The sequence below is a fragment of the Acinetobacter sp. CAU_H_60 genome, assembly GCF_058599385.1.
The window spans coordinates 1,431,154-1,454,687 of the sequence record NZ_CM178653.1 but is presented as its reverse complement, the minus strand read 5'-3'; the positions used below and the strand labels follow the sequence as shown (position 1 = coordinate 1,454,687).

Here is a 23,534-nt window from a genome sequence, read left to right as displayed (position 1 = left end):
GTAAAATTGAATAAGCGTGACAAGCAATTTATGCGCCAAAAAGGATCATTAAATTTTCATGAAGTTTCATTAATAGTTCGATCTAATCTAGGATGATTAGGAACTGTTAGACCATAATTATTGAATATTCTTTCTACTCTAAAATAGGGAATTTTATTTTTACTACATATCTTTTTAAGTTTTTCCTCATCTTTGGATGAAATTTTAATTCCACCAATTACAGTACAAATTAAATCTGTATAAGGAATTTTTTGGATCGGTTCATTTGTATAAGGTCTTAAAATTCTGAACTCTTTTTCATAGCTCCATTCTTCAGATTTCGTTGTATAGATCTCTAATATTTTTTCGTCTGATTTTAAACGATCTTTTAATGTAACTAATGGCATTTTATTTGAATAATTTACAGGAATAGGAAAAAACTTCGCATAAACTGAATTCGATTTTAGTAAATCTCTTTTCAGAAATTTAAATTCTGTTAAAAAGCCTTTATGAAAATCTGCATAATGAGACCACATAAGAATATTAAGTGGGTTGTGGTTTAAGCAGCAGATTCCCATGCGATCATTCATTTCTTTGAAATAGCTTAGATCATGTATCTTTCTTTTTTCAGAATCCTTATATTTCTTAGCCTTTTTTTCTGCCTTTTTTCGACTTATCTTTGCCCCCCTATCTTTAAATATTTTCTTTATTTCTTCTGCTGAATAATGATGACTCTCATCAATATTTCCTACACAGTCCAAAGGGTCATTAAAATTTTTAGGATTTGTAAAACTTATAGTCCCTTCTGTAAGAAGCTTTAGTCGACTATCAGTGATGGGCTGATGTTTATATAAATATATATAATTTTCATCTTGATAAATGAATGGGTATTCTGACATATTGAGCAAATTAGCAAACTCTATCTAATCTATTGAATTAGTAATCTATATATTTTTTAAATATACTCATCAAGATCAAAAAATAAGAAAATACCCCTCATCCTAACCTTCTCCCAAAGGGAGAAGAAACTTTCCAAGAGTTTATTTAAATAGTGGAAATTCCCTCTCCTTTAAGGAGAGGGTCAGGGAGAGGTAATTAAAACAAGAAATAACGTTGAGCCATCGGCAACACTTCTGCTGGCTCACAGGTCAGATGCATACCATCGGCACGAACCTCATAAGTTTCTGGATGTACTTCTATGACAGGACAGTAACTATTATGTTTCATGTCCTGTTTAGTTACCTGGCGTGTCGCCTTACATGGTGAAATCAACTTTTTCAGACCTAATTTTTCATGTACGCCATCATCAATTGCAACTTGTGACAGGAACGTAATACAGGTGTTATGCACACCACGCGGATAAGCCCCAAACATTGGACGATAATGCACAGGCTGTGGCGTTGGAATAGAAGCATTAATATCACCCATCGGCGCTGCTGCAATCATGCCGCCCTTAATAATCATGGATGGTTTGACTCCAAAGAATGCAGGCTTCCACAGCACTAGATCGGCCAATTTACCTTCTTCCACCGAACCAATTTCGTGGCTCAAACCATGAGTAATTGCAGGATTAATCGTATATTTAGCGATATAACGTTTGACCCGGTTATTGTCTTTATAGGCTGTATCACCTTCTAAAGGCCCACGTTGCACTTTCATTTTGTGCGCCGTTTGCCAAGTCCGTAAGATTACTTCACCGACACGTCCCATTGCCTGAGAGTCAGAAGACATCATGGCAATTGCGCCCATATCCTGCAATATATCTTCTGCAGCAATGGTTTCACGGCGGATACGACTTTCTGCAAATGCCACATCTTCTGCAATCGCTGGATCGAGATGATGACAAACCATCAACATGTCCAGATGTTCATCAATGGTATTGACGGTATATGGACGGGTTGGATTTGTTGAAGATGGTAATACGTTCGGTTGACCAATGGCTTTTAAAATGTCCGGCGCATGTCCGCCACCTGCACCTTCAGTATGATAAGTATGAATGGTTCGATTTTTAAAAGCTGCCAAAGTTTCTTCTAGAAAGCCACTTTCGTTTAGTGTGTCAGTGTGGATGGCGACTTGTACATCATACTGGTCGGCTACAGTCAGACAGTTATCAATCGCTGCAGGTGTAGAACCCCAATCTTCATGTAATTTTAAACCCACTACACCTGCTTTAATTTGTTCTGCAATTGGCTCTGGCTGGCTTAAGTTACCCTTACCTAATAAACCAATATTCATCGGTAAATCATCAATCGCTTGCAACATAGTGGCAATATGCCAAGGTCCTGGAGTTACTGTGGTCGCAGAAGTTCCAGCTGCCGGACCCGTACCGCCACCGACCATCGTGGTTGTACCAGACATCAGTGCCGTTTCAACTTGCTGCGGGCAGATCCAGTGAATATGGGTATCAATTCCGCCAGCTGTTAATATTTGTCCTTCGCCAGCAATGACTTCTGTAGCTGCACCGAGTGGAATGGTAATATTTGGCTGGATATCCGGGTTACCGGCTTTACCGATTTTCCAGATTCGACCATTTTTTAGGCCTACATCGGCCTTTACAATACCCCACCAGTCAACAATCAGCACATTTGTAATGACAGTGTCAGCTACATCGGATGACAAAAGTTGTGATTGTCCCATACCATCACGAATGACCTTGCCGCCACCAAATTTAACTTCTTCACCATAAGTGGTGAAATCCTGTTCGACTTCAATGAATAATTCAGTATCAGCTAGACGAACACGATCCCCGACTGTCGGTCCAAACATTTCGGCATAAGCACGACGTGACATTTTCATGATTTATAAACCTTTATAATTCTGCTGCAATTTTTATGAATCGAGCTTGCCCATGACCCGCCCGGCGAAACCATAAACTTCACGTTTCCCAGCCAGTGCGACCAGTTCCACATCACGTTTCTGCCCTGGCTCAAAACGAATCGCCGTACCGGCAGCAATATTTAAGCGAAAGCCTTTGGCCAGCTCACGATCAAACTGCAAGGCATCATTTGCTTCGGCAAAATGGAAATGTGATCCGACCTGAATCGGTCGATCACCAATATTAGCGACAGTCACCTTCAAAATTTCCCGACCGACATTCATTTCAATATCGCTCTCAGGTGTAAAAATTTCCCCTGGAATCATGTGCTGCTCCTATATGATCGGTTGATGGACAGTGACCAGCTTTGATCCATCTGGAAAGGTTGCCTCGACCTGCACTTCTGCAATCATTTCCGGAATGCCTTCCATGACATCATCACGTGTCAGTAAAGTCGTACCGTAATGCATCAATTCACTCACCGTCATGCCATCACGCGCACCTTCAAGCAGTGCCGCAGAAATATAGGCAATGGCTTCTGGATAATTCAGCTTTAAACCTCGGGCTTTACGACGCTCTGCCACCAGACCCGCAGTAAAAATCAGCAGTTTATCTTTTTCTGTAGGATTGAGTTCCATAACTGGTTCCTCATTGATATATATGTATTTCTAAGCAAAATATGTGCAAGATTTAAAATCTTTCCCATTTCAACTTTATAAAAGAGATGAGCTTTTCTCCTCCCTTTATCAAAGGGAGGTCGGGAGGGATTTGACCTGCTCTTAGCCTTCTTCCAGTCAAAGGAATCCTTAATTTTTTTTGCGGAGCAACGCTTCTCACTCATCTTTAAAAGAGGACATTTTTTAAGACGATTATGAAGACTTTTACGTCCGCCAAATCCTCGGAAATGCCTCATCCAGACCGAACCAGTAACGTCTTAATCGAGCGCGAATTGCAGCAAAACCATCATGGCATTGACGGACATCATCTCCCAGAAAACGTGCACTAATTACATCGCCAAGCAAAGTCAAGGTAATCGGTACATCCATCCGCATAATAAGCTCACGAATTAAATCGAGATGTTGTTCCAGATAAAAACTCGCGCGGTATTTTTCAGGCGGTACAGCCCAGAAGCTACCCATCACCGCATGTCCATTCATCCCTAGACATGAACTGAGCCAGCGGTCATTGCCTTTAAAATTCAAGGTATCTACAACCAGCAATTTGTCTTTACGCCAAAGCTGAAACCGGTTTTGATAAGCCCCCTGTGCAAACTGCTCATCTCGTGCCTGACGGCCGATCACCAGCATATCCCAACCAATAAAACTGGCTGCCGCATCTAAATGGACGATTGTTTCGGAACTGGCATTAGCCCCATCAAACAGCATGGTTTCTTGAGGTAGCCATTCAAAAATCGCATTGTCATTTAAACGGATATGAATGTGCTGAAAAGCCTGCTTGCCATTGGTTCTGTACCATTTACCCGCACCCGGTGTGGTCACCAAAGCATGAGCATTGGCATCCACCTGCATATCAAAAGTGAGATGATCTCCACCGGCGATCCCTGCTGGCGGATGCACGATAATGGCATGGCAAATCCCATTGGCTTCTGGCCATAACATTTTCTGGATGCGTACCGGTCCATGATGCTTGCGATGTTGCAAAATGGTTCGCACAGTCTGTTGCTGCGCCTGAAATCCCATTTCCAGACGTGCATACCATAAGTTCTGCTGCGTGCTTTTTTCTGTCAGTTCGTACATCAACAAATCAATCCAATATCATCTGAAAATGATTTTCCAGGCATTAAGCCAAACCAATGACAGCAACAACTGCAGCTAGACCACCAACGATCTGCTTGCCATAAGGCACATATTTTTTCACGAATGCACCTAGAGCCAAGCCTGCACCATAAATCAAAGCCATTGCTGAAACCATACCGACAATTAATAGCGATACATGTCCACCTTGACCCAGTTCACTTCCATGCGCTACGCCGTGGAAGCTGGCCAATAAAATTGCAGCGACAGGCAAAACCTTATTCGATTTAGTCCATAGCGCAACAGCTAAAATAACCAGTGAAGCGATGATGCCTGACTCAGCCAGTGAAGTTGAAAGCAGACCCTTGCTACCGAGCACAAAGCCTGCAACCATCGCTACTGCAAGACCGATGAGACCCGTGATTTTCCAGCGTTGATTTGCAGTCCACATCAATACACCAAAGGCAATCGCCATCATCAGGTGATCTAAACCGGTAAAAGGATGGACAAAGCCAGACCAGAATCCACTGTGATGGTCATGTCCCGCGTGAGCCATTGCCAACATCGGTAAAGCTGCCACGCTTGCAACCAGTAACTGTTTGAATAGACGCATGATGAATTTCCCCTTAAGACTTAAATAAACCTTGTTTTTCGATAAAGCTGATAATTTCGTTCAAGCCATCTTGTGTTTTCATATTAGAAAATAAAAATGGTTTATCGCCACGCATCCGCTTCGCATCCTGATCCATCACCTCCAGGCTGGCACCGACCATTGGCGCCAAATCCGTTTTATTGATAATTAGCAGATCCGACTTGGTAATACCGGGACCGCCTTTACGTGGAATTTTCTCGCCACCAGCCACATCAATCACGTATAAAGTGAGATCAGATAATTCCGGGCTAAAGGTTGCCGCAAGGTTATCGCCACCACTTTCAATAATGATAAGTTCTAGTCCATCAAACTTTTCACACAAATCATCAATCGCAGCCAGGTTAATGGACGCATCTTCACGAATCGCAGTATGTGGGCAGCCGCCTGTTTCTACACCGACAATACGGTCTGGCGACATCGCTTCATGACGGGTTAAAAAGTTCGAGTCTTCTTTGGTGTAGATGTCATTGGTCACCACTGCCATATTGTATTTTTCACGCAGTGCAAGACATAAATTCAGGGTTAAAGCAGTTTTACCTGATCCAACCGGACCACCAATTCCAACGCGTAATGGACTACGTTCTGACATGTTGATTTCCTTTATTACATTTTCTGGGCACCAGTTTTAATGATGCTTTTCAATCTTTTTACTACTGCTCTGGTCTGAAGATTACGACCGGAATAAGCGTGAATACTGGGTTTCATGCGACATGCTTAACATGGCATATTGCGGTAATGCGCTGCTGATTTCATGATCATATAAAGCTAATGCTGCCTGTACAGCTTCAGGAATTTCCTGATGTAGTTGCCATATAATCCGCTGCCCACTCATTTGCCCGAGTGGAATGGTTTTTACTGCTGCCAGCACCTGATTTTCCAAAACTGTAAAGCTATAAGCAGTTAAGACATCGGCAAGATCTAAACCCAGCTCACCACATAAATGTGCATACACCGGCACAAACCCTAATTGCTTTTTTAAGCTCGGTGGTTGTTTTAAAACATCTCTAATCCATGCATTCAAAGAAAATGCCAATTGTTGTGATTCAGCCAGTAATTCTTTGGATTCTCGGCTGGCCCGATACAGTTCTGCCCAATACTGAAACTGTTCTGCATCATCAAAAGTCTCTACCAGACGCTTGAGTACTGGAAGCTCAAAACGCACTAGTAGCATTTCCAATACTTCCTGAAAATAGCTCACACAGGAGACTTCATCATGCACCATGCCTTTTTCGATGGCGCTCTCCACTCCTTGCGAATAACAGTACGCTCCAATCGGCAATGCCGTTGAAGATAAAGTCAGCAAGCTGAGCAGTTGAGACGCATTAGTGATGGACATGATGTAAAGCCTTGATTGGGCTTAAGCGGTGGTCATGCTGATGCTGTGCATAAGCACCACTTTCAGGTTCAAATGGGTGCATGACTTCCTGAACTTCAAGACCTAAACCTTGTACCATTTCAGCCAAAACATGATCTGGTTCAAAGTACAATGCAGTAGGTGTTAACATGAGAGGAACATGACGATTCCCTAGATGATAAGCTGCTTTTAATAAGTCAAAGCTATTGTTTGTAGTCACCTGCATCAATTTTTCAGGCTTCGCATCGACCCGAAGAATGTCACCCTGTTCAGTTGCTATAAAAGAACCACTACGCAAAATTCCTGTACGTGGTAAATCTGCACCAATATCGACACCATTTTTTAAAGTTGCACGAAAACGGCTCTTTTGTCGTGTATCGAATGTGAGTTCAAGAGACTCAAAATCACTTTCTGGTGCAATGTTTTCCAAACGTTGCGTATAAATTTTCATAACTACCCTACTGATGCTGATAAATCCTGTATTTGTTCCAAATTGAAACCAAATAATTTTTAGCATTTAAAATTTGCATCAAAATAAAGCAGTTATCGTGCCAACTTGGTTTGTTAAAAGATCTAAAATTGAATGAAAGATAAAATCTCAAATTTTTTTGTTGAGCCAATCCGTAAGTTAAATTATTTTCTTGATTCAAAAATTTAAGCTAATATCTCTACAATGATTAAATAAGAATATGGGAAATAAATGGCAAAATTTTTAAACACAAGCGGAACAAATTTCTTTCTAGAAGAACTTATTAAAAATGCCAAAGAGCGTTTAATTTTAATTAGTCCATATTTGCGTCTCAATGATCGTATTAAAGAGCTATTGGAAGACAAAGATCGGCTAAAAATTGATATCCGTATTGTTTACGGTAAAAGTGATCTGCATCCTGATGAAATTAAATGGATGCAAAAACTGGATTATGTGCGTCTAAGTTTTTGTAAAAATCTACATGCAAAATGCTATTTGAATGAATCAGAGTGCATCATTTCAAGCTTGAATCTCTATGAATTTAGCCAAGTGAATAACAATGAAATGGGGATTCTAATCCGCAAGTACGAAGATAATGATGTATTTAAAGAAGCTTATGAAGAAGCACAACGGATTATTCGAATTAGTGATGAAGTCCGCATTACTTTAGATGAGGTAAAAGCAGAGACCATCCCAACTGAAGAGAATAAATCAGAAGAAAATACAGCGTTCACGAAGCTGACCACAGCGAAGCTTGCAGCAAAACTAGGCTTAAAAACAGCAGACACTTTTGAGAAATTGATTGCCAAAGGTTATCTAACACTCAATGAAAATGGAAAGCATTTTTTAACAGATGAAGGTAAATCTGCAGGTGGAGAATTCCGGACTGGACAATATGGCATGTATTTTTTATGGAGTGAGAATACAGAGATTTAATTATATTTATAAATCCCTCCAAACCTCCCTTTTATAAAGAGAGGCGTCTTTCCCTCTCCCTTTGGGAGAGGGTCAGGGAGAGGGAATTTAAATTGCCACCAGATCCCGAATACCTTTTTCCGGCATTTCGCTTCCGACACCTTGAGCAATCACTTGCCCACGTGCCATGACGGTATAACCATCTGCCAGTTCTTCAGCAAAGTCATAGAACTGTTCCACCAGAACAATTGCCATTTCACCGCCATCAGCCAGCTTACGAATTACCCGACCAATATCTTTAATGATAGATGGCTGAATCCCCTCAGTCGGTTCATCCAAAATGAGCACACGCGGTTCAGATGCCAGTGCTCGGGCAATCGCCAGTTGTTGTTGCTGGCCACCGGATAAGTCACCGCCGCGTCGATACTTCATTTCTTCTAATACCGGAAAAATCTCATAAAGATGTTCCGGAACTTTACGGGTTTTGGCTCCTTTAAATTTCGCCATGCCAATCAAAATATTTTCTTCTACTGTTAGGGTTGAAAAGATATCTCGTCCTTGTGGCACATAAGCCAAACCTGCCCGAACCCGCTGTTCAGGACTCAGTTTGGCAATATCTTTGCCATCTAAAAGAATCTGACCTGATTTGATGGGCAAAATCCCCATCAGACATTTCAGCAGTGTCGTTTTACCAACGCCGTTACGACCCAGTACGACAGAGCACTCACCGACAGGCGCATTGAAAGACACATCACGTAAAATGTGACTACCGCCATAAAACTGATTTACATCTTTAACTTCTAGCATCAGTCAGCCCCTTAACGTCCAAGATACTTTTCAATGACCTCTTCATTGGCCTGTACTTCTGCCAATGTGCCCTCAGCCAGAATCGCCCCTTGTGCCAGCACCGTTACTTTTTCACTAATAGTATCGATGAAGCTCATATCATGTTCGACCACTACCAGCGTATGATTTTTTTTCAGTTCCAGACACAGTTCAGCAGTCCGTTCAGTTTCAGCATCGGTCATCCCAGCCACAGGTTCATCCAGTAAAATCAGTTTTGGACGTTGCATCAGCAGCATGCCAATTTCCAGCCATTGTTTCTGACCGTGTGATAATAAGCCTGCAGGTTTGTGAATAAATTCCTGCAAGCGGATTTGCTGTAAGGATTCATCCAAGGCATTTTGTGCATCCGGATCGAGCTTGCTGAAAAAGCTTTTTTTAACACGTTTATCTTTAGGTGCAGCCAAGAGCAAATTTTCCATCACGGTGAAATTTTCAAACACCGTTGGTTTCTGGAATTTACGCCCGATGCCAGCTTCTGCAATTTCTTCAGTACTCATTTTCGCCAGATTATAGGTTTGGCCAAAAAATGCAGAACCTTCAGTAGGACGGGTTTTCCCGGTAATGACATCCATCAACGTGGTTTTACCCGCGCCGTTTGGCCCAATGATGCAGCGCAGCTCACCTTCTTCGATATACAGCGATAAATCATTTAAGGCACGGAAAGCATCAAACCAGACACTGACTTTTTCCAGATAAAGTGCGATCCCATGGCTAAAATCTGGCCCTTGCTCTTTTGGTCGGCCATAGCCTTCAGAAGCATGGCCGCCATGAGGTTGTAAAATTTCACTCATTCGCTACGCTCCTTTTTAAAACGGTCAAATAATCCAATCACGCCTTTAGGCAGGAAGATGGTGACCACAATAAATAATGCCCCCAGAATTAATAACCAGGCTTCTGGATAAGCGACAGTAAAGTAAGTTTTAACTGCATTAATTAAGCCTGCACCCAGGATCGGACCGATCAAAGTACCACGGCCACCAGCCGCCACCCAGACTGCCATCTCAATCGAATTCACCGGATTCATTTCACTCGGATTAATAATCCCGGCTTGTGGTACATACAGTGCACCAGCGATACCTGCAATCACAGCAGATAATACCCAGGCTGAAAGCTTGTACCATAAGGTGCGGTAACCTAAATATTGCAGACGGTTTTCACTATCACGAATCGCGCCAAGCACACGACCATAAGGTTTATTCATTAAATGGCGTAGACCAACAAAGCACAGCAATAACACCAGAGCCGTGATAAAACATAGGCTGGCACGCATCGGTGCTGATGTGATGTCCATGCCTAAAATGGTTTTGAAACCGGTAAAACCGTTATTCCCGCCAAAGCCTGTTTCATTGCGGAAGAATAAAAGTGCTGCCGCAAAAGTCATCGCCTGAGTAATAATCGAGAAGTAAACGCCTTTGATTTTTGAGCGGAAAGCAAAGAAGCCGAAAATAAAGGCAATTAGTCCTGGTACCAAGACCACAAGTATCATGGCCCACCAGAAATGATTAGTCCCCACCCAAAACCAGGGTAATTCAGTCCAGCTCAGAAAACGCATAAAGTCAGGCAAACCATCACCTGCTGATTGACGCATTAGATACATCCCAAAGGCATAACCACCCAAGGCAAAGTACAGGCCATGACCTAAACTTAAAATACCGGCATAGCCCCAGACCAGATCAAGTGCTAAAGCCACCAACGCCAGGCACATGATCTTACCGATCAAAGTTACCCAATAAGCAGACAGATGCAGGCTCGAATCTGCTGGCAATAAATGCAGCCATGGCAAGGCCAGTAAAATAACAAAACAGATCGCAATTGCGAGTGCGCTATAAGGTTTATCTGAAAGTAATGATGTGATTTTCATAGGCTTACTCCACAAAGCGTCCTTTAATGGCAAACAAACCTTGTGGACGTTTCTGAATAAACAAAATCACAAGAACCAAGAGAATAATTTTTGCCAATACTGCACCCATACCAATTTCCAGTACGGTACCACTGACACCCAGTCCCAAAGCGGCAAGAACTGCACCCCATACCTGACCAACACCACCGACAACAACCACAAGGAAAGCATCGATAATGTAGTTCTGGCCCAAATCTGGCCCAACGTTACCCACTTGAGCCAAGGCACAGCCGGCAAGACCGGCAAGACCTGAACCCAGACCAAATGCCATCATGTCAATCCGGCTGGATCGGATACCGACAGCACGAGCCATTTGACGGTTTTGCGTTACGGCACGGACAAATAAACCAAAACGGGTTTTATTCAGTAGATAAACAAGTAGCAGCAAGACAGCTACAGTAAAGACAATAATTGCAATACGGTTATAAGGCAGCATCAGGCTTGGAGTAATCGAGATCCCGCCTGAAAGCCATGAAATGTTAGAAACTTCGACGTTTTGTGCACCAAAGATCATTCGTACCAACTGCATCAAAATCAGGCTCACCCCAAAGGTTGCCAATAAGGTTTCCAGTTGACGGCCATATAAAGGACGAATCACGGTACGTTCGATCAGCATGCCAATCGCTGCACTGACAATAAATGCCGCAGGAATCGCTGCGATCAGATACCAATCTACCAAACCACTAAAATGCGATTTAAAGAAACTTTGCACTACATAAGTGGTATACGCCCCGATCATGATCAGCTCGCCATGCGCCATATTAATGACACCAAGCAAGCCATATGTAATGGCTAATCCTAAAGCCGCAAGCAATAAAATACTGGCAGTACTTAAACCGGAAAATACATGTCCAGCCCACTCACTGGCCTGAATTCGGGTTTTGATACTACTTCTGGCATCGACCAGCGCTGCTTTTAAATCAGGATGCAGATTTGGCTGAGCCAGTTCATTTTGAACCAGTGCAAGAACGTCTGGTCTGTTGGAATCTTTTAAAACTTTTGCCGCTTCTATTTTGGTCAGGACATTTTCAGATTGATAATCCAGACGTGCTTTTAACTGGGCAAAACGTGATTTAACCGTATTATTTTTTTCATTTAAATACATCTGATTGATAGCTTGAGTATCAAGTTCAGACAAGTTATTTTCTAGAATATCAATCGCCTCAAGGCGCTGAGAGGCTTCGTCTGAATTTAATTTCTTTTTTGCTAAACCGAAGGTCAGTGCTTTATTTAAAGTATTTACCAATGTAATTTGCGACAAATCAGATGGCCAGGTTTCAACAGCTTTTCCATCAGGATAGCTGACTAGTTTGTCTTCTGCTTCCAGAATATAAGTATTACCTGCACTGTCAGTATAAAGCTGATCTTTTTCAACAAACTCTGCTAGTTGATCAAGTTGTTCAACACTGGAAGGCCACTGGTTTAATAAAGCACGACGAGTGGCAAAGTCCCCACGAACAAACTGCTGAATGGCATCAAGTGACTGTTGAGATGATTGCGATACGGTTGTTTCGCTAGATTGAGTTTCTGCATGCACCATATTGAGACACAAACACTGACTCAAAATTACAAAAATGGCCGCGAGATTTAGGCGAGTGGACATGAGTGTCCTCCCTATTTATATATTTAACGCTATCCCGTCCGGGAGATGAAAAATAAGAAAGGCCTACTGCCGAAGCAGCAGGCTTTGGAGGAAATTATTTAGGAATGTATGGGCTCCATGGCTCAGCAGCAATGGTTTTCGGAGTTTTATAAACCACATCAAACTGACCATCGCCACGAATCTGACCAATCATCACCGGTTTATGTAAATGATGGTTGTTAGCATCCATTTGTAACTGATAGCCAGATGGTGCATCAAAGGTCTGACCTGCCATTGCTTCACGAACTTTATCTACCTCAGTAGAACCGGCTTTTTCTACCGCCTGTTTCCACATATTGATACCGACATAAGTCGCTTCCATCGGGTCATTGGTCACAAACTTTTCTGCATTAGGCAGTTTGTATTCCACGGCATACTGTTTCATCTTGCCGCTGAATTCAGTATTTTTCGGATTTTTTACGGACATGAAGTAGTTCCACGCCGCTAAATGGCCGACCAATGGCTTGGTATCAATACCACGAAGCTCTTCTTCACCTACAGAGAATGCCATAACCGGAATATCAGAAGCTTTTATGCCCTGGTTACCCAATTCACGGTAGAACGGTACGTTTGAATCGCCGTTGATGGTTGAGATCACCGCAGTCTTTTTGCCTGCAGCAAATTTTTTCACATTGCCGACAATGGTTTGATAGTTACTATGACCAAATGGTGTGTACTCTTCCATGATGTCAGCATCAGCGACGCCTTTAGATTTTAGGAAAGCACGAAGAATTTTGTTGGTGGTACGCGGATAAACATAGTCTGTACCTAGTAATACAAAGCGTTCAGCTTTACCGCCTTCTTCACTCATCAGATATTCAACTGCTGGAATCGCTTGCTGGTTAGGCGCAGCACCGGTATAGAAAATATTTTTAGACTGTTCCTGACCTTCGTATTGGACTGGATAGAACAATAAGCCATTTAACTCTTCAACCACTGGCAATACCGATTTACGTGATACTGAAGTCCAGCAACCAAAGATGACCGCAACTTTATCCTGAGTGATGAGCTGACGTGCTTTTTCAGCAAATAGTGGCCAGTCAGATGCTGGATCAACGATAACCGGTTCAAGCTTTTTACCTAAGACCCCCCCATTGGCATTGATTTCATTAATCGCCATCATTGCGGTGTCTTTTAATGAAGTTTCAGAAATGGCCATCGTGCCAGATAAAGAATGCAAAATACCAACTTTAATCGTTTCCCCACTAGTTGCAGCTGCTTTCGGCTCAGAGGTAGCAGCCGTTTTATCTTCAGGCGACTTCGAACAACCTGTTAAAGTCAGTGTCCCCAACATCGCAGCAACAATTAAATTTTTAGAAAACTTTTTTTGTTCGACTTTCATGTACTTCTCTCCAATCCTAGTTAGGCTTTTTTAGAAAATTTGAGAGAAGCTATTCAAATACTGTGCCACTTTTAGTTTACAATTTTAAGCCACTGAATTTCATTATGATTATCTATTTTGAATAAAAATAGAGATTAAATTTTGCACCAATAAATACATGTTGCCCTAAAATAGAAAATAAAGTCTGAGGCTGAAAATCAATTAATTAGCCTAAAAACTCATCAAAATAGCGCAGGCTTTTAAATCAAAATATTAAGAATGCTTACTAAGGATGCATAAATAAAATGAGCAGAAAATACATCTGCTCATCAATATAATTTATTTTTCATCAATAAAATTTTGCATATGCTGCAAAACTTCCGCCGTCTTTTCACCATGTAGCCAGTGCCCTGCATTTTCAATTACTTCAACCTGCGCATGAATAAACTGCTGATTGATGGCTTCAAAATGTTCAGGTTTAGAGATATACGATGAATTTCCACCTCTTAAGAATAATACTGGAAGTTCATTTTTTTCTATCTTCTCCCAAGCAGTAATATCTTCATAATGATCAAATAGTGCTTGCACATTAAACAACCACTGCCCTTTATTGAATGATTTTAAAAGAAACTGGATGACCATTTCCTCTTGAATATATTCACGCATAATTTTTACTGCTTCATTCCGTGAAGCAACTTGCGCCTGCTGGACTGCAAACAAGGCTTTAAATATTTCAGAATGATGGTTTTCTTGATATTGAATTGGCGTGATATCTAATACAACCAGTTTTTCAACCTGATCAGGCGCTAGGTCTGCCAGCTTCATGGTAATTTTTCCACCCATCGAATGTCCGACGGCAATAAATTTTTTAATATCTAAACTGGCTAAAGTTTCTAAAATATCTTCGGCCATGATTTGATAATTTACTTCATCGGAATGGCCAGATAAACCATGATTTCTGACATCAATTTGAACCGTAGTTGTCTGCTCTGAAAAATATCGGGCTAACATACCTAAATTACTTAAACTACCAAATAAACCGTGAATGAATACTATTGGTGCTAAAGTTGATGTTTCATGGGTTTGTATTTGATAATTCAGGATCATTTGAGAATTCCGTGATTTCCTATGTTATGTGTTAATAGTGGAGTTATATTGGAAGTTAATCAATTGCTAATGACAAAAATTAAAATTTTCTTAGGCTATTTTGATTGAAATAAAATCTGCTTAGGCTAAATTGTAAGATCTGCTTATACTTCAGCGTCACATCGGATCATTAATAGAAGAAAATATTTTAAAAATCTTTTGGAAAATATCCGGGTTTTAGAGTTTATTTGAGTATTAACTTTTTAATTATGGAATATAGAATTTTGCAAGAATAAATATAAAGTAGAAAATTGCTTAGGCTATTTTAGCGTGCAATGATTTTACCGCCCTTCGTTTGAGTAAAAAGAAACACATAAATATTTAATATTTCTTAATAAATTTCAAAAGTAGCTGATATATACCCGGTAAAATTTGTATATAAATAGATTATTATAAAGTTTATTTAATGAGTAATTTAAAAAGCACTGAAATCCATATGCTACGTATCAGAGTATTTATGCATTTTATAAGCAAGCTGAGAGTCGAAAAAACGAGCTAATTTTTTGGCCCTACCCTTTTGATTCATATACCTTCATTAAGGCCAACATCCCTAATAAGATATGAAAATTTAATTTCATTAGCTTGTATATGCTTCATATCTGATAGTTTAAAGTAGTGTATAAAATGTATTCTCTAAGACTATCTTATGAACAATTTAGTTAAAAAAAGCATTGAATTCTTAGTGGAACAAGATGTTGTTGAATCAGCAGAATGTGTAATAGCAGAAGCGGGTTTAACTCCAGCAGAATTGATCACGATAGTTTATAGTAAAATTGTTCGAACAGGTCAAATACCTATTATTCCTCAAGTAGGAACTAAGGATTTTAATATAGCTTCATTAACAGCAGCGAGTTCGCCTATTCCAACTGTCAAAGTTTCCTCTCCTGAACAGAAGGATGCATTTTTAAATGATGATGGTGGCTATTAAAACTCGAGACAATGCTCTTGCTTTTATAGCTTAATTACACTTCCCTACTCTTACAAAATACTGCGGTGGTCATACCAGAATGATTCATACTCTGTGCTTGTCGATCCAGAAAACTTTTTGCAATCATCGCCATTGTGGGCGCCATATTGAGTTCATGATTTTCTTCAGAGACTTTTTGAATCTCTTCATAAGCCGTTAAACGCTGGCAGAATGCCTGACGTTGACTTTGTGCATCTGCATTTTGATCTGGCTCATCTAAAATATGTTTGGTTTCATTGACTATTTTTGTTTGCGCAGCAATAAACTGATCATAATCCGCTTGTGAAAGCTTTTCGGCAAAAGCCATATTGTTCAATTGCATGCAAATAAAGAAAGTACATATTAAAGATGAGGATTTGATCATTTCGAAGGTCTTCTTTTAGTTTTCTTCTTTCCAGACATCTTCATAATCATCTGCATCAATCATGAAGCGGTAGCCCTGCTCTAAAGCCAGATAAGGTAAAACTTCAGGGGCAATATCCTGTAACTCACGCACAGTCATGGTTTCAAAAGCATCTTCATTTGAAGCCAGTTCACCACCATAAATATACCAGCTAATATTTTCGTCTGTCTCAGGCTTTCTACGGATTCCGACAATTGGATCCTGCTTCAAGGTATGTACAGCCACTGCAACAACATCATCACCACTTACTTCTATATAGGCAGAACCGACCTCTTCACACAGCAATTTCTGCTCTGCAATCAGTTCCTGTAATGGTGATAATTTTTGCGTGTTTTTCGACATTCGGTTTGACTCATTAAATTCTTTAAATACCGCTTTAGTTTAGCCTAGTTTTAAAAAATCTAATGCGTATTTTTATAAACTACCTGAAGATCTGTCCTTAAAAAGGATTAAAGACAGATCGGAAATAAAGCTTATTGGAAAACTTTGAAGCGTTGATCATCTTCAAGATAATCTTTCGCACGCGCTTCGCCTTCAACTGAACCAAATACCAGTTGAGCACGAAGTTTCCAGTTTTCTGGAATATCCCACTCTGCATGAACCTGCTCATCTACAATCGGATTATAGTGTTGTAAAGATGCACCCAGGCCTTCAGTATGCAACGCTGTCCAGGTAGAGAACTGAGCAATAGCAGTTGAATGTTCTGCCCAGATTGGGAAATTCTCGGCATAAGATGGGAATTGCTCTTGCAAGCCTTTTACTACATTTTGATCTTCAAAGAATAAAACTGTACCCGTACCAGCAGCAAAGGTTGCCATTTTTGCAGTCGTTTTTGCAGCACTTTCTTCATCTTTGGCATAGCTTTTTAATTTATCAGCGACAAAGCCCCAGAATTTTTCATGTTCGCCATTGAATAAAATAACGGCGCGAGATGATTGCGAGTTAAAAGATGACGGACTTTGCTTGATCGCATTTTGAATCAAATCAGTTAAATATTCAGGAGACTGTTCTACATTTTTACCAATGGCATAAATAGTACGGCGTTTTGTAATTAAATCTAAAAACTGATTCGACATTCGGTTAAATCCTTGGATATATCTTCGGGAAAACTGGAACCTTCACTTATTTTTATGAAGGAATTCTAATGAATAAGAATTCTATGATTCATTTACTCACAAGTACTGATAGCTTAAAAAAATATGACTGGAATAGCTATATTCTTAAAGTAATATCTTTATATATTCTTTTGATAAAGAATAGTTTTTTAATTTATTTTTTATCAAACGATAAAATAAATGCCCTTTTCTGAGCCAATTTATGTTTTAAAATAAGTCACCATGTTCAATGATGTAGCAGAAAATTGTTTTGATGATAAATATAGAAAATTGCTTAGGCTATTTATTATGAGGGAAATGTCAATCCTAAGAAATCGCTATATAAAATCATCCCCCAATTTGGAGGATGAAATTGAATGAATCAGCTTAAATTTTCTTAGAATTTAGCATTAAGCACTTGAGCAGAGACTTTATTTTTCCAAAGATCACGTAAGGTTGGTAAATAGAATTTTTCACCTAGTTCTACCAGTTCAGCATCAATCAAGCCATGCACATCATGCATAAATAGATAATCCAGATCCACACTAGAAAGCTTAAGATGTTTCTTCTGATATTCTCTGCGTTTTTGCTGCGCCTCTTTCACCAACTGATCTGCAAATGTCTTATCTTTATACTGGGTGATCGCATTTAAACGCAATTCAATAATGCCCCACCCTGTTAATAACATCTGAAATGTCTCAAAGTCCTGAGTGGTTGATTCCCAGGTCATTTCATCAAGATTTTCATTTTCCGGGAGAACAGGTAAAAGAAGTTCCATTACACTTGGAAAAATCTTTTTAAAATTCAGAATAAATTTAACAGGATGCTCACCTGGATAATCCTTGAATTGAACCTTTTTTTGAACATCTGTTAAATAAATATCAAGCATTAAATTTTCCTTAAACAACCTGCCATTTTATGGATGTTTATTCATAAGCCATAGAAACTCATGCGGAATAAACGACAAAACAGCAGTAAAAACGAACTGCATTTTAGCAGCTATATACGCTTATTCAATGTTAATTCGGTATGAGAAGCCATGAGGATAGGCTTTAGCACTAAAAAAATTTCAATAATTATCTCTAAATATCCTTCTAATACGATTTCACCCGTAATTTTAGATTCTTTCTTTTATTTGCTCATGAATCTATAAACTTAAGAACTCCTGATGAGGAGAATAAAAAAGCCCACTCACAGAGCAGGCTTAATAAACAATTATAATTTGAGTTAATCTATCTCACCAGTTTTTCCGGTTCCCATACATTTGACACACTGTTTGGCTTCCACAACGTTATAGCCGGTACCGCTACAGCTGCTACACTTCTTTTTTGTATAATCTGGATATAAATCCTCATCTGGATAGGATTCGTCCAAATCAAAATCATCATCAAAGTCAGTCATCACCCTTACCTCATTTTTCTAGTTATCAGGGAATTTCTATTAGTAATCCTTCATTGCATATCTGTCAAAACCTGAACGATAGATGGTTCATAGCATTTAATAAGCAAGCTTAATTGAATGAGAATTTTCCAGAAAAAACATGTGCAATTGATTTTATTAAAATTTGTATGAATAATCCTTAGATATTATAAAGCCCTCATTTAGAGGGCTTTATTATTTAACCATAATTAGAAGACTTATTTTACGTTTGGAGCCACCATATTTTCAGGACGAACCACCTGATCAAACTGTTCTGCAGTCACCAATCCAAGTGCTACTGCGACCTGTTTTAAGGTTTTACCTTCTTTATAGGCAGTCTTGGCCACTTTAGCTGCATTCTCATAACCAATCACTGGATTTAATGCAGTGACCAGCATTAATGAATCATGCAGTAAGTGTTCAATCTTGTCACGATTAGGTTCGATTCCGACTGCACAGTTATCGTTAAAGCTGTTACATGCATCGCCAAGCAGTTGGATTGACTGCAACAGGTTATAAGCAATCACTGGCATAAAGACATTCAGCTCAAAATTCCCTGATGCACCGGCCACATTAATCGTCGTGTCATTTCCTAAGACTTGGGCGACTACCATGGTCAGGGCTTCACTTTGAGTTGGATTCACCTTACCCGGCATAATACTTGAACCCGGTTCATTTTCAGGAATTCGTAATTCACCAAAACCACAACGTGGTCCACTTGCCAACCAGCGAATATCGTTGGCAATTTTATTCAGGCTAACGGCTAAAGTCTTTAAAGCACCTGAAGCAAAAACTGCTGCATCACGGCCGGCCAAAGCTTCGAACTTGTTAGGAGCAGTGACAAAAGGCAAGTCTGTTAATTTAGCCAGAGTATCCGCGGCTTTAACGGCGTAATCTGGATGGGCATTCAAGCCTGTACCGACGGCGGTTCCGCCTAATGGCAGTTCATATAACCCTTGCAAAGCCTGATACAGTCGAATCAAGGCATGATCCAGTTGAGAGACATATCCACTGAATTCCTGACCTAAAGTTAAAGGTGTGGCATCCTGAAGATGGGTACGACCGATTTTTACAATCTCGGTAAATTCCTGAGATTTGGCATGCAAGGTATCACGTAAACGTGTCACTGCCGGTATTAGCAGTTCATTGATCTGTAAGCTAGCTGCTACATGAATCGCAGTCGGAAAAGAGTCATTGGTCGATTGAGCGCGGTTGACATGATCATTTGGATGCACAGGCTTTTGTGCACCTAAAGGATTACCCAGCTTCTGGTTAGCAATATTGGCAATAACCTCATTACAGTTCATGTTACTTTGCGTGCCCGAACCGGTTTGCCATACCACTAGCGGGAACTGGCTATCCCATTGACCGCTGATCACTTCATCCGCAGCACCGATGATATAGGTCGATAACTCATGAGGAATCTGGTTTAACTCGGCATTGGTGATCGCAGCTGCTTTCTTGACCAAGCCCATGGCACGAATCATGGCGCGTGGCAAATGCTCATTGCCAATCTTGAAGTTCTGTAGACTACGCTGAGTTTGTGCGCCCCAAAGTGCTTCACTCGGTACAGCGACTTCTCCCATCGTGTCATGTTCAATACGTGTTTGCATGCTCAACCTCAATTGTTATTCCATGTTTTACTCATTTAGACAGCAGCTTCAATGCTGTACTCAATTCATTCATCTTAATGAGTTTGATTACTTTTGCAAATGATAATTATTATCAATAATTAACTTATAGGATTCTTAATCACTGCCCTCTTAACGTATTCTGATAGAACAGCCATTCATCCTCTAACATTTTCCTTAAGGTATAGCGTGGTTGCCAATGTAATAACTGTTGGGCTTTATCTGTATTAGCGCCCAGTTGATCCATTTCGGCATGCGGATATGGCAAAGCATCTACTGTAGGAACAGCGGATTGGGTGACTTCTGCAACCTGATCCAGCAAAGTCTGCATTGAAATTAGCTCTCCAGCAATATTAAAGGCTTCACAAGTCCATTGTTGCTGCTGCGACAGCCAATGTAGCGACTTGAATACCGCATCACAGACATCCATCACATGCAAAAAGCTGCGTTCTACCGTATAGTCTTCGGTCTTGGCCTGACGGCGCAATTCCAGATATTCACGCTGCTTCGCACCCACCTGCATGGCCAGAGGCACAATATTCTTTGGTAGAGGTGGTACCCATTCACCTAAAATGCCATTTTCAAAAGCACCCGCAACATTGGAAAGACGTAACATCGCAATACGCCATTCATTATCCGTCTTGGCAGTATCCCAGATGATTTCTTCCACCATCTGCTGTGATTTAATATAAGGGTTTGGATAAGTATAATTGAAAGCCTGATCTTCTTTTAAATCCGTTCCGGAATGGCCATATACAGCCAATGAAGATAAATGCACCAGATTTCGCACCCCGGTACGCTGCATGGCACGCATCAGGCTCATGATGCAACTGACATTATCATTATAGTATTCAAGTGGTTTTAAAACTGATTCTTCCAATGATTTAAAGCTTGCAGTATGAATGACAGCCTGTACCGAATTCTGTTCAAAAACTTTATTTAATGCTGGAGTGTTACGGATATCAATTTTGACAAAAGGCACATAGCGGCCGGAAATAAATTCAAGGCGTTCTAAGGTCTGTAGACTGGCATTGGCCAGATTATCGACCACAATGACCTCTAGTCCTTGTGCCATCAGACTTAAAGCAATATGTGAGCCTAAAAAGCCTAAACCACCCGTCACTAAAATCATTGTATACTACCTACTTTCTTTGTAGCCAAGATCATCATCCCGCGTTGATCAAGCCTGTAGTGAATTTCGATGAGCACCTTAATTCTTGTTACCTCCGCACCGACTTCTATTTATGCCTGGCATGCGCTTGGACTCGCCCAAGCTTTACAACATAAACAGGAAGCTTTCCGTGTATTTTTCTATCAAGATGGCGTGTCGGTCGCAAATGCATTGCAATGGGTGCCCGACGACCAGCGTCATCTCACACGTTCCTGGCAGGATCTGAATATCCGCTTACCCGTTTGTGTCAGTGCAGCCTTAGCGCGTGGGATTACAGATCAGGAAAATGCTCAACGTCACAATATTCAGCAACATAATCTTGCTGATGGTTTTGAATTGGTCGGTCTAGGTGAGCTTGCTGATGCTGTTCAGTCCTCACAACGTCTAATTCAATTCTAGATGCTTCATTTTTCAGGATGTGTTGCTTTTAAAAGGAATCTTGTGTGAAATCTGTACTTGTTATATTAACCCAAGCCAACCTAAACAGTTTGCAGGTGCATGAAAGCCTGTCTGCCACGATGGTACTGGCGACCTTCGGGGCTGAAGTTAAAGTATTACTCCAAGGCGCGGCCTTGAGCCTTTTACGTTCTGAGCTGCAATTTGATCAGCTGAAACATGCCTTTAAACTGGCTTCAAATCTGGTGGATAGTTTCGAATTTTATGACCTAACCCCAATTCTGGTTGAACAGAAAAATCAGGATTCTCCTTTTGTAAAGCAAAGCGAACAGGAGATTGAGTTGATTGAACTCAATTCAGAATTCGTTCAAAAATTTGATCACGTATTGTATTGGTAAGGACGAAGGATAAATAAATGTCAGATCAAACCCTTTACCTGATCCAGTCAGATTATGCAGCGACGGCGTCAGTCCTTGATCAGTTAGCACAGCTCCATGCTTTAGATGATCAGGTGGTCCTGATGGGAGAATCTATGCTGTATCTGGACCATGCCTTCGTACAGCAACTACCGCAAGTTTATATCCTAAAAAATGATGCAGAAATTCTGATCTCACCTTTATCGGAAAATGTTGCTTTACTCGACTACTCCGAATTTGCAGATCTATGTCTGAAGTTTAATCGTTGCATCTCAATGAAATAATCCATGAGTCAAATATGAATCTAGAACTGGACCAAGATGGTCATTTAGTCGATTACACCATCTGGAATGAAGACGTTGCCCAAGTACTGGCAGATACACTAGAACTTCAACTTACTCCTTGGCATTTTGAAGTGCTACAGGCAGTCCGTCAGTTTTATCAGCAGTTTGGGCATTCTCCTGCAACCCGTCCGTTGATTAAGTTTTTGATGAAGACAGTCAGCCCGGAAATTAACAATGCCTTATTACAGGAAAAGTTTAATACGGGTTTAGTGGCACGTCATTTAAGCCGACTGGCTGGCATCCCGAAACCCGCGAACTGCTTATAAGTTTTACTCTAAAACATGAATGAAGAAAAAGCCCGTTTCTACGGGCTTTTTCTTATTAAGCTTATCTATGATCTGTATTCACAACTAAATAAAGCTTTAAACCGGAAGATTAAAAACTTTTCTGATCCAATGCATTTAAGGCTTGATCCAGCTGTGAAGAGATTTCAGGCAGAACTTTCTGCAAAAATTCTATTTGAGCTCTCGCCTCTTCCGGAGCAACGACCCGGGCATTCACCAGATTCTGCTGCTGTACCAGCAAATGATCTAGCTGGCGATAGTCTGGCTTTTCACCTTGACTTAAGCCATTCATCATTTGGGTAAAATCCAGATAAAGCTGGTCTCTCTGTTGTAATAAGACCTGCTGTTCAGAATCCACTTCCGAGTGTCTAGCCGTTCTTGCCGGTACAGCTGTTTTAGGATTTAAATTCGAAGTAATCAGTGACTTTGCTGGAAAAGTCATCTGATCATCAGGTTTCAGTATATTGAACTCTGCCTTATAGATATCCTTATGAACCTGATAAGCAATCCCAACCAGAATACCGGTCAATAACATTCCCGCCAGCAGATATAAAGTAAGTGTTTTGTTCCTCATATATGCCACCTACAATGCTTAGAGCAACGTTCATAACACATT

The 23,534-nt window shown here is 40.6% G+C and carries 29 protein-coding genes; 6 read left to right on the top strand and 23 right to left on the bottom strand.

Translation table 11 applies throughout. The features are described 5' to 3' along the window. Positions 1-56: 56 nt before the first annotated feature. From AC4MBN_RS06755 to ureE, 9 genes are all read right to left on the bottom strand, one after another. The gene (locus AC4MBN_RS06755; protein WP_491880893.1) at positions 57-878 is read right to left on the bottom strand and encodes a DUF2971 domain-containing protein; all 822 of its coding nucleotides are present in this window, start codon (positions 876-878) and stop codon (positions 57-59) included. 196 nt (positions 879-1,074) lie between these two features. Next, positions 1,075-2,775 carry an urease subunit alpha gene (ureC, locus tag AC4MBN_RS06750; protein WP_491875856.1) on the bottom strand — a complete coding sequence of 567 codons (1,701 nt, stop codon included), beginning with the start codon at positions 2,773-2,775 and terminating at the stop codon, positions 1,075-1,077. A gap of 33 nt (positions 2,776-2,808) precedes the next feature. Further along, complete coding sequence (locus AC4MBN_RS06745) at positions 2,809-3,120, bottom strand: urease subunit beta (protein WP_179992540.1); 312 nt, start codon at positions 3,118-3,120, stop codon at positions 2,809-2,811. A gap of 9 nt (positions 3,121-3,129) precedes the next feature. Then, positions 3,130-3,432, bottom strand: a complete 303-nt coding sequence (gene ureA / locus AC4MBN_RS06740; RefSeq protein WP_395526097.1) for an urease subunit gamma — start codon at positions 3,430-3,432, stop codon at positions 3,130-3,132. A 243-nt stretch (positions 3,433-3,675) separates the two neighbouring features. After that, the gene (locus tag AC4MBN_RS06735; RefSeq protein ID WP_491880892.1) at positions 3,676-4,551 is read right to left on the bottom strand and encodes an urease accessory protein UreD; all 876 of its coding nucleotides are present in this window, start codon (positions 4,549-4,551) and stop codon (positions 3,676-3,678) included. A 43-nt stretch (positions 4,552-4,594) separates the two neighbouring features. Continuing rightward, complete coding sequence (locus tag AC4MBN_RS06730; protein WP_491880891.1) at positions 4,595-5,161, bottom strand: HupE/UreJ family protein; 567 nt, start codon at positions 5,159-5,161, stop codon at positions 4,595-4,597. A gap of 13 nt (positions 5,162-5,174) precedes the next feature. Next, positions 5,175-5,789 carry an urease accessory protein UreG gene (gene ureG, locus AC4MBN_RS06725; protein WP_004785864.1) on the bottom strand — a complete coding sequence of 205 codons (615 nt, stop codon included), beginning with the start codon at positions 5,787-5,789 and terminating at the stop codon, positions 5,175-5,177. An 81-nt stretch (positions 5,790-5,870) separates the two neighbouring features. After that, the gene (locus AC4MBN_RS06720) at positions 5,871-6,536 is read right to left on the bottom strand and encodes an urease accessory protein UreF (RefSeq protein ID WP_491880890.1); all 666 of its coding nucleotides are present in this window, start codon (positions 6,534-6,536) and stop codon (positions 5,871-5,873) included. Then, the gene (gene ureE / locus AC4MBN_RS06715) at positions 6,523-7,005 is read right to left on the bottom strand and encodes an urease accessory protein UreE (protein ID WP_005235563.1); all 483 of its coding nucleotides are present in this window, start codon (positions 7,003-7,005) and stop codon (positions 6,523-6,525) included. Before ureE ends, AC4MBN_RS06720 begins: the two co-directional genes overlap by 14 nt. A 249-nt stretch (positions 7,006-7,254) precedes the next feature. Between ureE and AC4MBN_RS06710 the strand changes: the two genes are divergently transcribed. Continuing rightward, positions 7,255-7,959: a phospholipase D family protein gene (locus AC4MBN_RS06710; protein WP_004785869.1), complete on the top strand. Its 705-nt coding sequence runs from the start codon at positions 7,255-7,257 to the stop codon at positions 7,957-7,959. Positions 7,960-8,046: 87 nt separating this feature from the next. Here the strand turns inward: AC4MBN_RS06710 and urtE are convergent, their stop codons facing one another. The 6 genes from urtE to AC4MBN_RS06680 form a co-directional block, all read right to left on the bottom strand. Next, positions 8,047-8,745, bottom strand: a complete 699-nt coding sequence (gene urtE / locus AC4MBN_RS06705) for an urea ABC transporter ATP-binding subunit UrtE (protein ID WP_200228440.1) — start codon at positions 8,743-8,745, stop codon at positions 8,047-8,049. 11 nt (positions 8,746-8,756) lie between these two features. Then, entirely contained in the window at positions 8,757-9,575 is an 819-nt protein-coding gene (urtD, locus tag AC4MBN_RS06700) for an urea ABC transporter ATP-binding protein UrtD (protein ID WP_179992534.1), read from the bottom strand. Continuing rightward, complete coding sequence (gene urtC, locus AC4MBN_RS06695; protein WP_034705328.1) at positions 9,572-10,645, bottom strand: urea ABC transporter permease subunit UrtC; 1,074 nt, start codon at positions 10,643-10,645, stop codon at positions 9,572-9,574. Before urtC ends, urtD begins: the two co-directional genes overlap by 4 nt. A 4-nt stretch (positions 10,646-10,649) precedes the next feature. Continuing rightward, the gene (urtB, locus tag AC4MBN_RS06690) at positions 10,650-12,287 is read right to left on the bottom strand and encodes an urea ABC transporter permease subunit UrtB (protein ID WP_491880889.1); all 1,638 of its coding nucleotides are present in this window, start codon (positions 12,285-12,287) and stop codon (positions 10,650-10,652) included. A gap of 94 nt (positions 12,288-12,381) precedes the next feature. Next, positions 12,382-13,620, bottom strand: coding sequence for an urea ABC transporter substrate-binding protein (gene urtA, locus AC4MBN_RS06685; protein ID WP_491880946.1), 1,239 nt, complete (start codon positions 13,618-13,620; stop codon positions 12,382-12,384). A 366-nt stretch (positions 13,621-13,986) separates the two neighbouring features. Next, positions 13,987-14,754, bottom strand: a complete 768-nt coding sequence (locus AC4MBN_RS06680; RefSeq protein ID WP_491880888.1) for an alpha/beta fold hydrolase — start codon at positions 14,752-14,754, stop codon at positions 13,987-13,989. Positions 14,755-15,439: 685 nt separating this feature from the next. Here AC4MBN_RS06680 and AC4MBN_RS06675 point away from each other — a divergent pair. Continuing rightward, positions 15,440-15,721: a type II toxin-antitoxin system RelB/DinJ family antitoxin gene (locus AC4MBN_RS06675; protein WP_491880887.1), complete on the top strand. Its 282-nt coding sequence runs from the start codon at positions 15,440-15,442 to the stop codon at positions 15,719-15,721. 34 nt (positions 15,722-15,755) lie between these two features. Here AC4MBN_RS06675 and AC4MBN_RS06670 read toward each other — a convergent pair whose 3' ends face one another. The 7 genes from AC4MBN_RS06670 to AC4MBN_RS06640 form a co-directional block, all read right to left on the bottom strand. After that, entirely contained in the window at positions 15,756-16,124 is a 369-nt protein-coding gene (locus AC4MBN_RS06670) for a hypothetical protein (protein WP_491880886.1), read from the bottom strand. A gap of 15 nt (positions 16,125-16,139) precedes the next feature. After that, entirely contained in the window at positions 16,140-16,505 is a 366-nt protein-coding gene (locus tag AC4MBN_RS06665; protein WP_491880885.1) for an immunity protein Imm33 domain-containing protein, read from the bottom strand. A gap of 131 nt (positions 16,506-16,636) precedes the next feature. Continuing rightward, positions 16,637-17,239 (bottom strand): nitroreductase family protein, encoded by a 603-nt coding sequence (locus AC4MBN_RS06660; RefSeq protein ID WP_034706681.1) that lies wholly within the window; start codon positions 17,237-17,239, stop codon positions 16,637-16,639. Between the two features lie 415 nt (positions 17,240-17,654). Next, the gene (locus tag AC4MBN_RS06655; RefSeq protein ID WP_005235543.1) at positions 17,655-18,146 is read right to left on the bottom strand and encodes a hypothetical protein; all 492 of its coding nucleotides are present in this window, start codon (positions 18,144-18,146) and stop codon (positions 17,655-17,657) included. A gap of 338 nt (positions 18,147-18,484) precedes the next feature. After that, a complete protein-coding gene (locus AC4MBN_RS06650) occupies positions 18,485-18,658 on the bottom strand; it encodes a hypothetical protein (protein ID WP_171431285.1) in 174 nt (57 codons plus the stop codon). 236 nt (positions 18,659-18,894) lie between these two features. Beyond that, entirely contained in the window at positions 18,895-20,289 is a 1,395-nt protein-coding gene (gene fumC / locus AC4MBN_RS06645; RefSeq protein ID WP_491880884.1) for a class II fumarate hydratase, read from the bottom strand. Between the two features lie 139 nt (positions 20,290-20,428). Beyond that, positions 20,429-21,439 (bottom strand): NAD-dependent epimerase/dehydratase family protein, encoded by a 1,011-nt coding sequence (locus tag AC4MBN_RS06640; protein ID WP_491880883.1) that lies wholly within the window; start codon positions 21,437-21,439, stop codon positions 20,429-20,431. A gap of 69 nt (positions 21,440-21,508) precedes the next feature. Between AC4MBN_RS06640 and tusD the strand changes: the two genes are divergently transcribed. Genes tusD through AC4MBN_RS06620 form a run of 4 tightly spaced genes read left to right on the top strand, consistent with a single transcriptional unit; the run spans position 21,509 to position 22,900 of the window. Continuing rightward, positions 21,509-21,877, top strand: coding sequence for a sulfurtransferase complex subunit TusD (gene tusD / locus AC4MBN_RS06635; protein ID WP_004785936.1), 369 nt, complete (start codon positions 21,509-21,511; stop codon positions 21,875-21,877). Between the two features lie 44 nt (positions 21,878-21,921). Next, the gene (locus AC4MBN_RS06630; protein WP_005235449.1) at positions 21,922-22,272 is read left to right on the top strand and encodes a hypothetical protein; all 351 of its coding nucleotides are present in this window, start codon (positions 21,922-21,924) and stop codon (positions 22,270-22,272) included. Between the two features lie 17 nt (positions 22,273-22,289). Beyond that, the gene (locus AC4MBN_RS06625; RefSeq protein WP_419365237.1) at positions 22,290-22,574 is read left to right on the top strand and encodes a hypothetical protein; all 285 of its coding nucleotides are present in this window, start codon (positions 22,290-22,292) and stop codon (positions 22,572-22,574) included. A gap of 14 nt (positions 22,575-22,588) precedes the next feature. Next, entirely contained in the window at positions 22,589-22,900 is a 312-nt protein-coding gene (locus tag AC4MBN_RS06620; protein WP_005235445.1) for a TusE/DsrC/DsvC family sulfur relay protein, read from the top strand. A 109-nt stretch (positions 22,901-23,009) separates the two neighbouring features. Here AC4MBN_RS06620 and AC4MBN_RS06615 read toward each other — a convergent pair whose 3' ends face one another. Next, positions 23,010-23,492 carry a hypothetical protein gene (locus AC4MBN_RS06615; RefSeq protein WP_491880882.1) on the bottom strand — a complete coding sequence of 161 codons (483 nt, stop codon included), beginning with the start codon at positions 23,490-23,492 and terminating at the stop codon, positions 23,010-23,012. Positions 23,493-23,534: the final 42 nt, after the last annotated feature.

What these genes read in the sequence shown, in the direction of transcription:
- AC4MBN_RS06755 (WP_491880893.1), bottom strand. Translation starts at nt 878, where the DNA reads ATGTCAGAATACCCATTCATTTATCAAGATGAAAATTATATATATTTA.
- ureC (WP_491875856.1), bottom strand. Translation starts at nt 2,775, where the DNA reads ATGAAAATGTCACGTCGTGCTTATGCCGAAATGTTTGGACCGACAGTC.
- AC4MBN_RS06745 (WP_179992540.1), bottom strand. Translation starts at nt 3,120, where the DNA reads ATGATTCCAGGGGAAATTTTTACACCTGAGAGCGATATTGAAATGAAT.
- ureA (WP_395526097.1), bottom strand. Translation starts at nt 3,432, where the DNA reads ATGGAACTCAATCCTACAGAAAAAGATAAACTGCTGATTTTTACTGCG.
- AC4MBN_RS06735 (WP_491880892.1), bottom strand. Translation starts at nt 4,551, where the DNA reads ATGTACGAACTGACAGAAAAAAGCACGCAGCAGAACTTATGGTATGCA.
- AC4MBN_RS06730 (WP_491880891.1), bottom strand. Translation starts at nt 5,161, where the DNA reads ATGCGTCTATTCAAACAGTTACTGGTTGCAAGCGTGGCAGCTTTACCG.
- ureG (WP_004785864.1), bottom strand. Translation starts at nt 5,789, where the DNA reads ATGTCAGAACGTAGTCCATTACGCGTTGGAATTGGTGGTCCGGTTGGA.
- AC4MBN_RS06720 (WP_491880890.1), bottom strand. Translation starts at nt 6,536, where the DNA reads ATGTCCATCACTAATGCGTCTCAACTGCTCAGCTTGCTGACTTTATCT.
- ureE (WP_005235563.1), bottom strand. Translation starts at nt 7,005, where the DNA reads ATGAAAATTTATACGCAACGTTTGGAAAACATTGCACCAGAAAGTGAT.
- AC4MBN_RS06710 (WP_004785869.1), top strand. Translation starts at nt 7,255, where the DNA reads ATGGCAAAATTTTTAAACACAAGCGGAACAAATTTCTTTCTAGAAGAA.
- urtE (WP_200228440.1), bottom strand. Translation starts at nt 8,745, where the DNA reads ATGCTAGAAGTTAAAGATGTAAATCAGTTTTATGGCGGTAGTCACATT.
- urtD (WP_179992534.1), bottom strand. Translation starts at nt 9,575, where the DNA reads ATGAGTGAAATTTTACAACCTCATGGCGGCCATGCTTCTGAAGGCTAT.
- urtC (WP_034705328.1), bottom strand. Translation starts at nt 10,645, where the DNA reads ATGAAAATCACATCATTACTTTCAGATAAACCTTATAGCGCACTCGCA.
- urtB (WP_491880889.1), bottom strand. Translation starts at nt 12,287, where the DNA reads ATGTCCACTCGCCTAAATCTCGCGGCCATTTTTGTAATTTTGAGTCAG.
- urtA (WP_491880946.1), bottom strand. Translation starts at nt 13,620, where the DNA reads ATGTTGGGGACACTGACTTTAACAGGTTGTTCGAAGTCGCCTGAAGAT.
- AC4MBN_RS06680 (WP_491880888.1), bottom strand. Translation starts at nt 14,754, where the DNA reads ATGATCCTGAATTATCAAATACAAACCCATGAAACATCAACTTTAGCA.
- AC4MBN_RS06675 (WP_491880887.1), top strand. Translation starts at nt 15,440, where the DNA reads ATGAACAATTTAGTTAAAAAAAGCATTGAATTCTTAGTGGAACAAGAT.
- AC4MBN_RS06670 (WP_491880886.1), bottom strand. Translation starts at nt 16,124, where the DNA reads ATGATCAAATCCTCATCTTTAATATGTACTTTCTTTATTTGCATGCAA.
- AC4MBN_RS06665 (WP_491880885.1), bottom strand. Translation starts at nt 16,505, where the DNA reads ATGTCGAAAAACACGCAAAAATTATCACCATTACAGGAACTGATTGCA.
- AC4MBN_RS06660 (WP_034706681.1), bottom strand. Translation starts at nt 17,239, where the DNA reads ATGTCGAATCAGTTTTTAGATTTAATTACAAAACGCCGTACTATTTAT.
- AC4MBN_RS06655 (WP_005235543.1), bottom strand. Translation starts at nt 18,146, where the DNA reads ATGCTTGATATTTATTTAACAGATGTTCAAAAAAAGGTTCAATTCAAG.
- AC4MBN_RS06650 (WP_171431285.1), bottom strand. Translation starts at nt 18,658, where the DNA reads ATGACTGACTTTGATGATGATTTTGATTTGGACGAATCCTATCCAGAT.
- fumC (WP_491880884.1), bottom strand. Translation starts at nt 20,289, where the DNA reads ATGCAAACACGTATTGAACATGACACGATGGGAGAAGTCGCTGTACCG.
- AC4MBN_RS06640 (WP_491880883.1), bottom strand. Translation starts at nt 21,439, where the DNA reads ATGATTTTAGTGACGGGTGGTTTAGGCTTTTTAGGCTCACATATTGCT.
- tusD (WP_004785936.1), top strand. Translation starts at nt 21,509, where the DNA reads ATGAGCACCTTAATTCTTGTTACCTCCGCACCGACTTCTATTTATGCC.
- AC4MBN_RS06625 (WP_419365237.1), top strand. Translation starts at nt 22,290, where the DNA reads ATGTCAGATCAAACCCTTTACCTGATCCAGTCAGATTATGCAGCGACG.
- AC4MBN_RS06620 (WP_005235445.1), top strand. Translation starts at nt 22,589, where the DNA reads ATGAATCTAGAACTGGACCAAGATGGTCATTTAGTCGATTACACCATC.
- AC4MBN_RS06615 (WP_491880882.1), bottom strand. Translation starts at nt 23,492, where the DNA reads ATGAGGAACAAAACACTTACTTTATATCTGCTGGCGGGAATGTTATTG.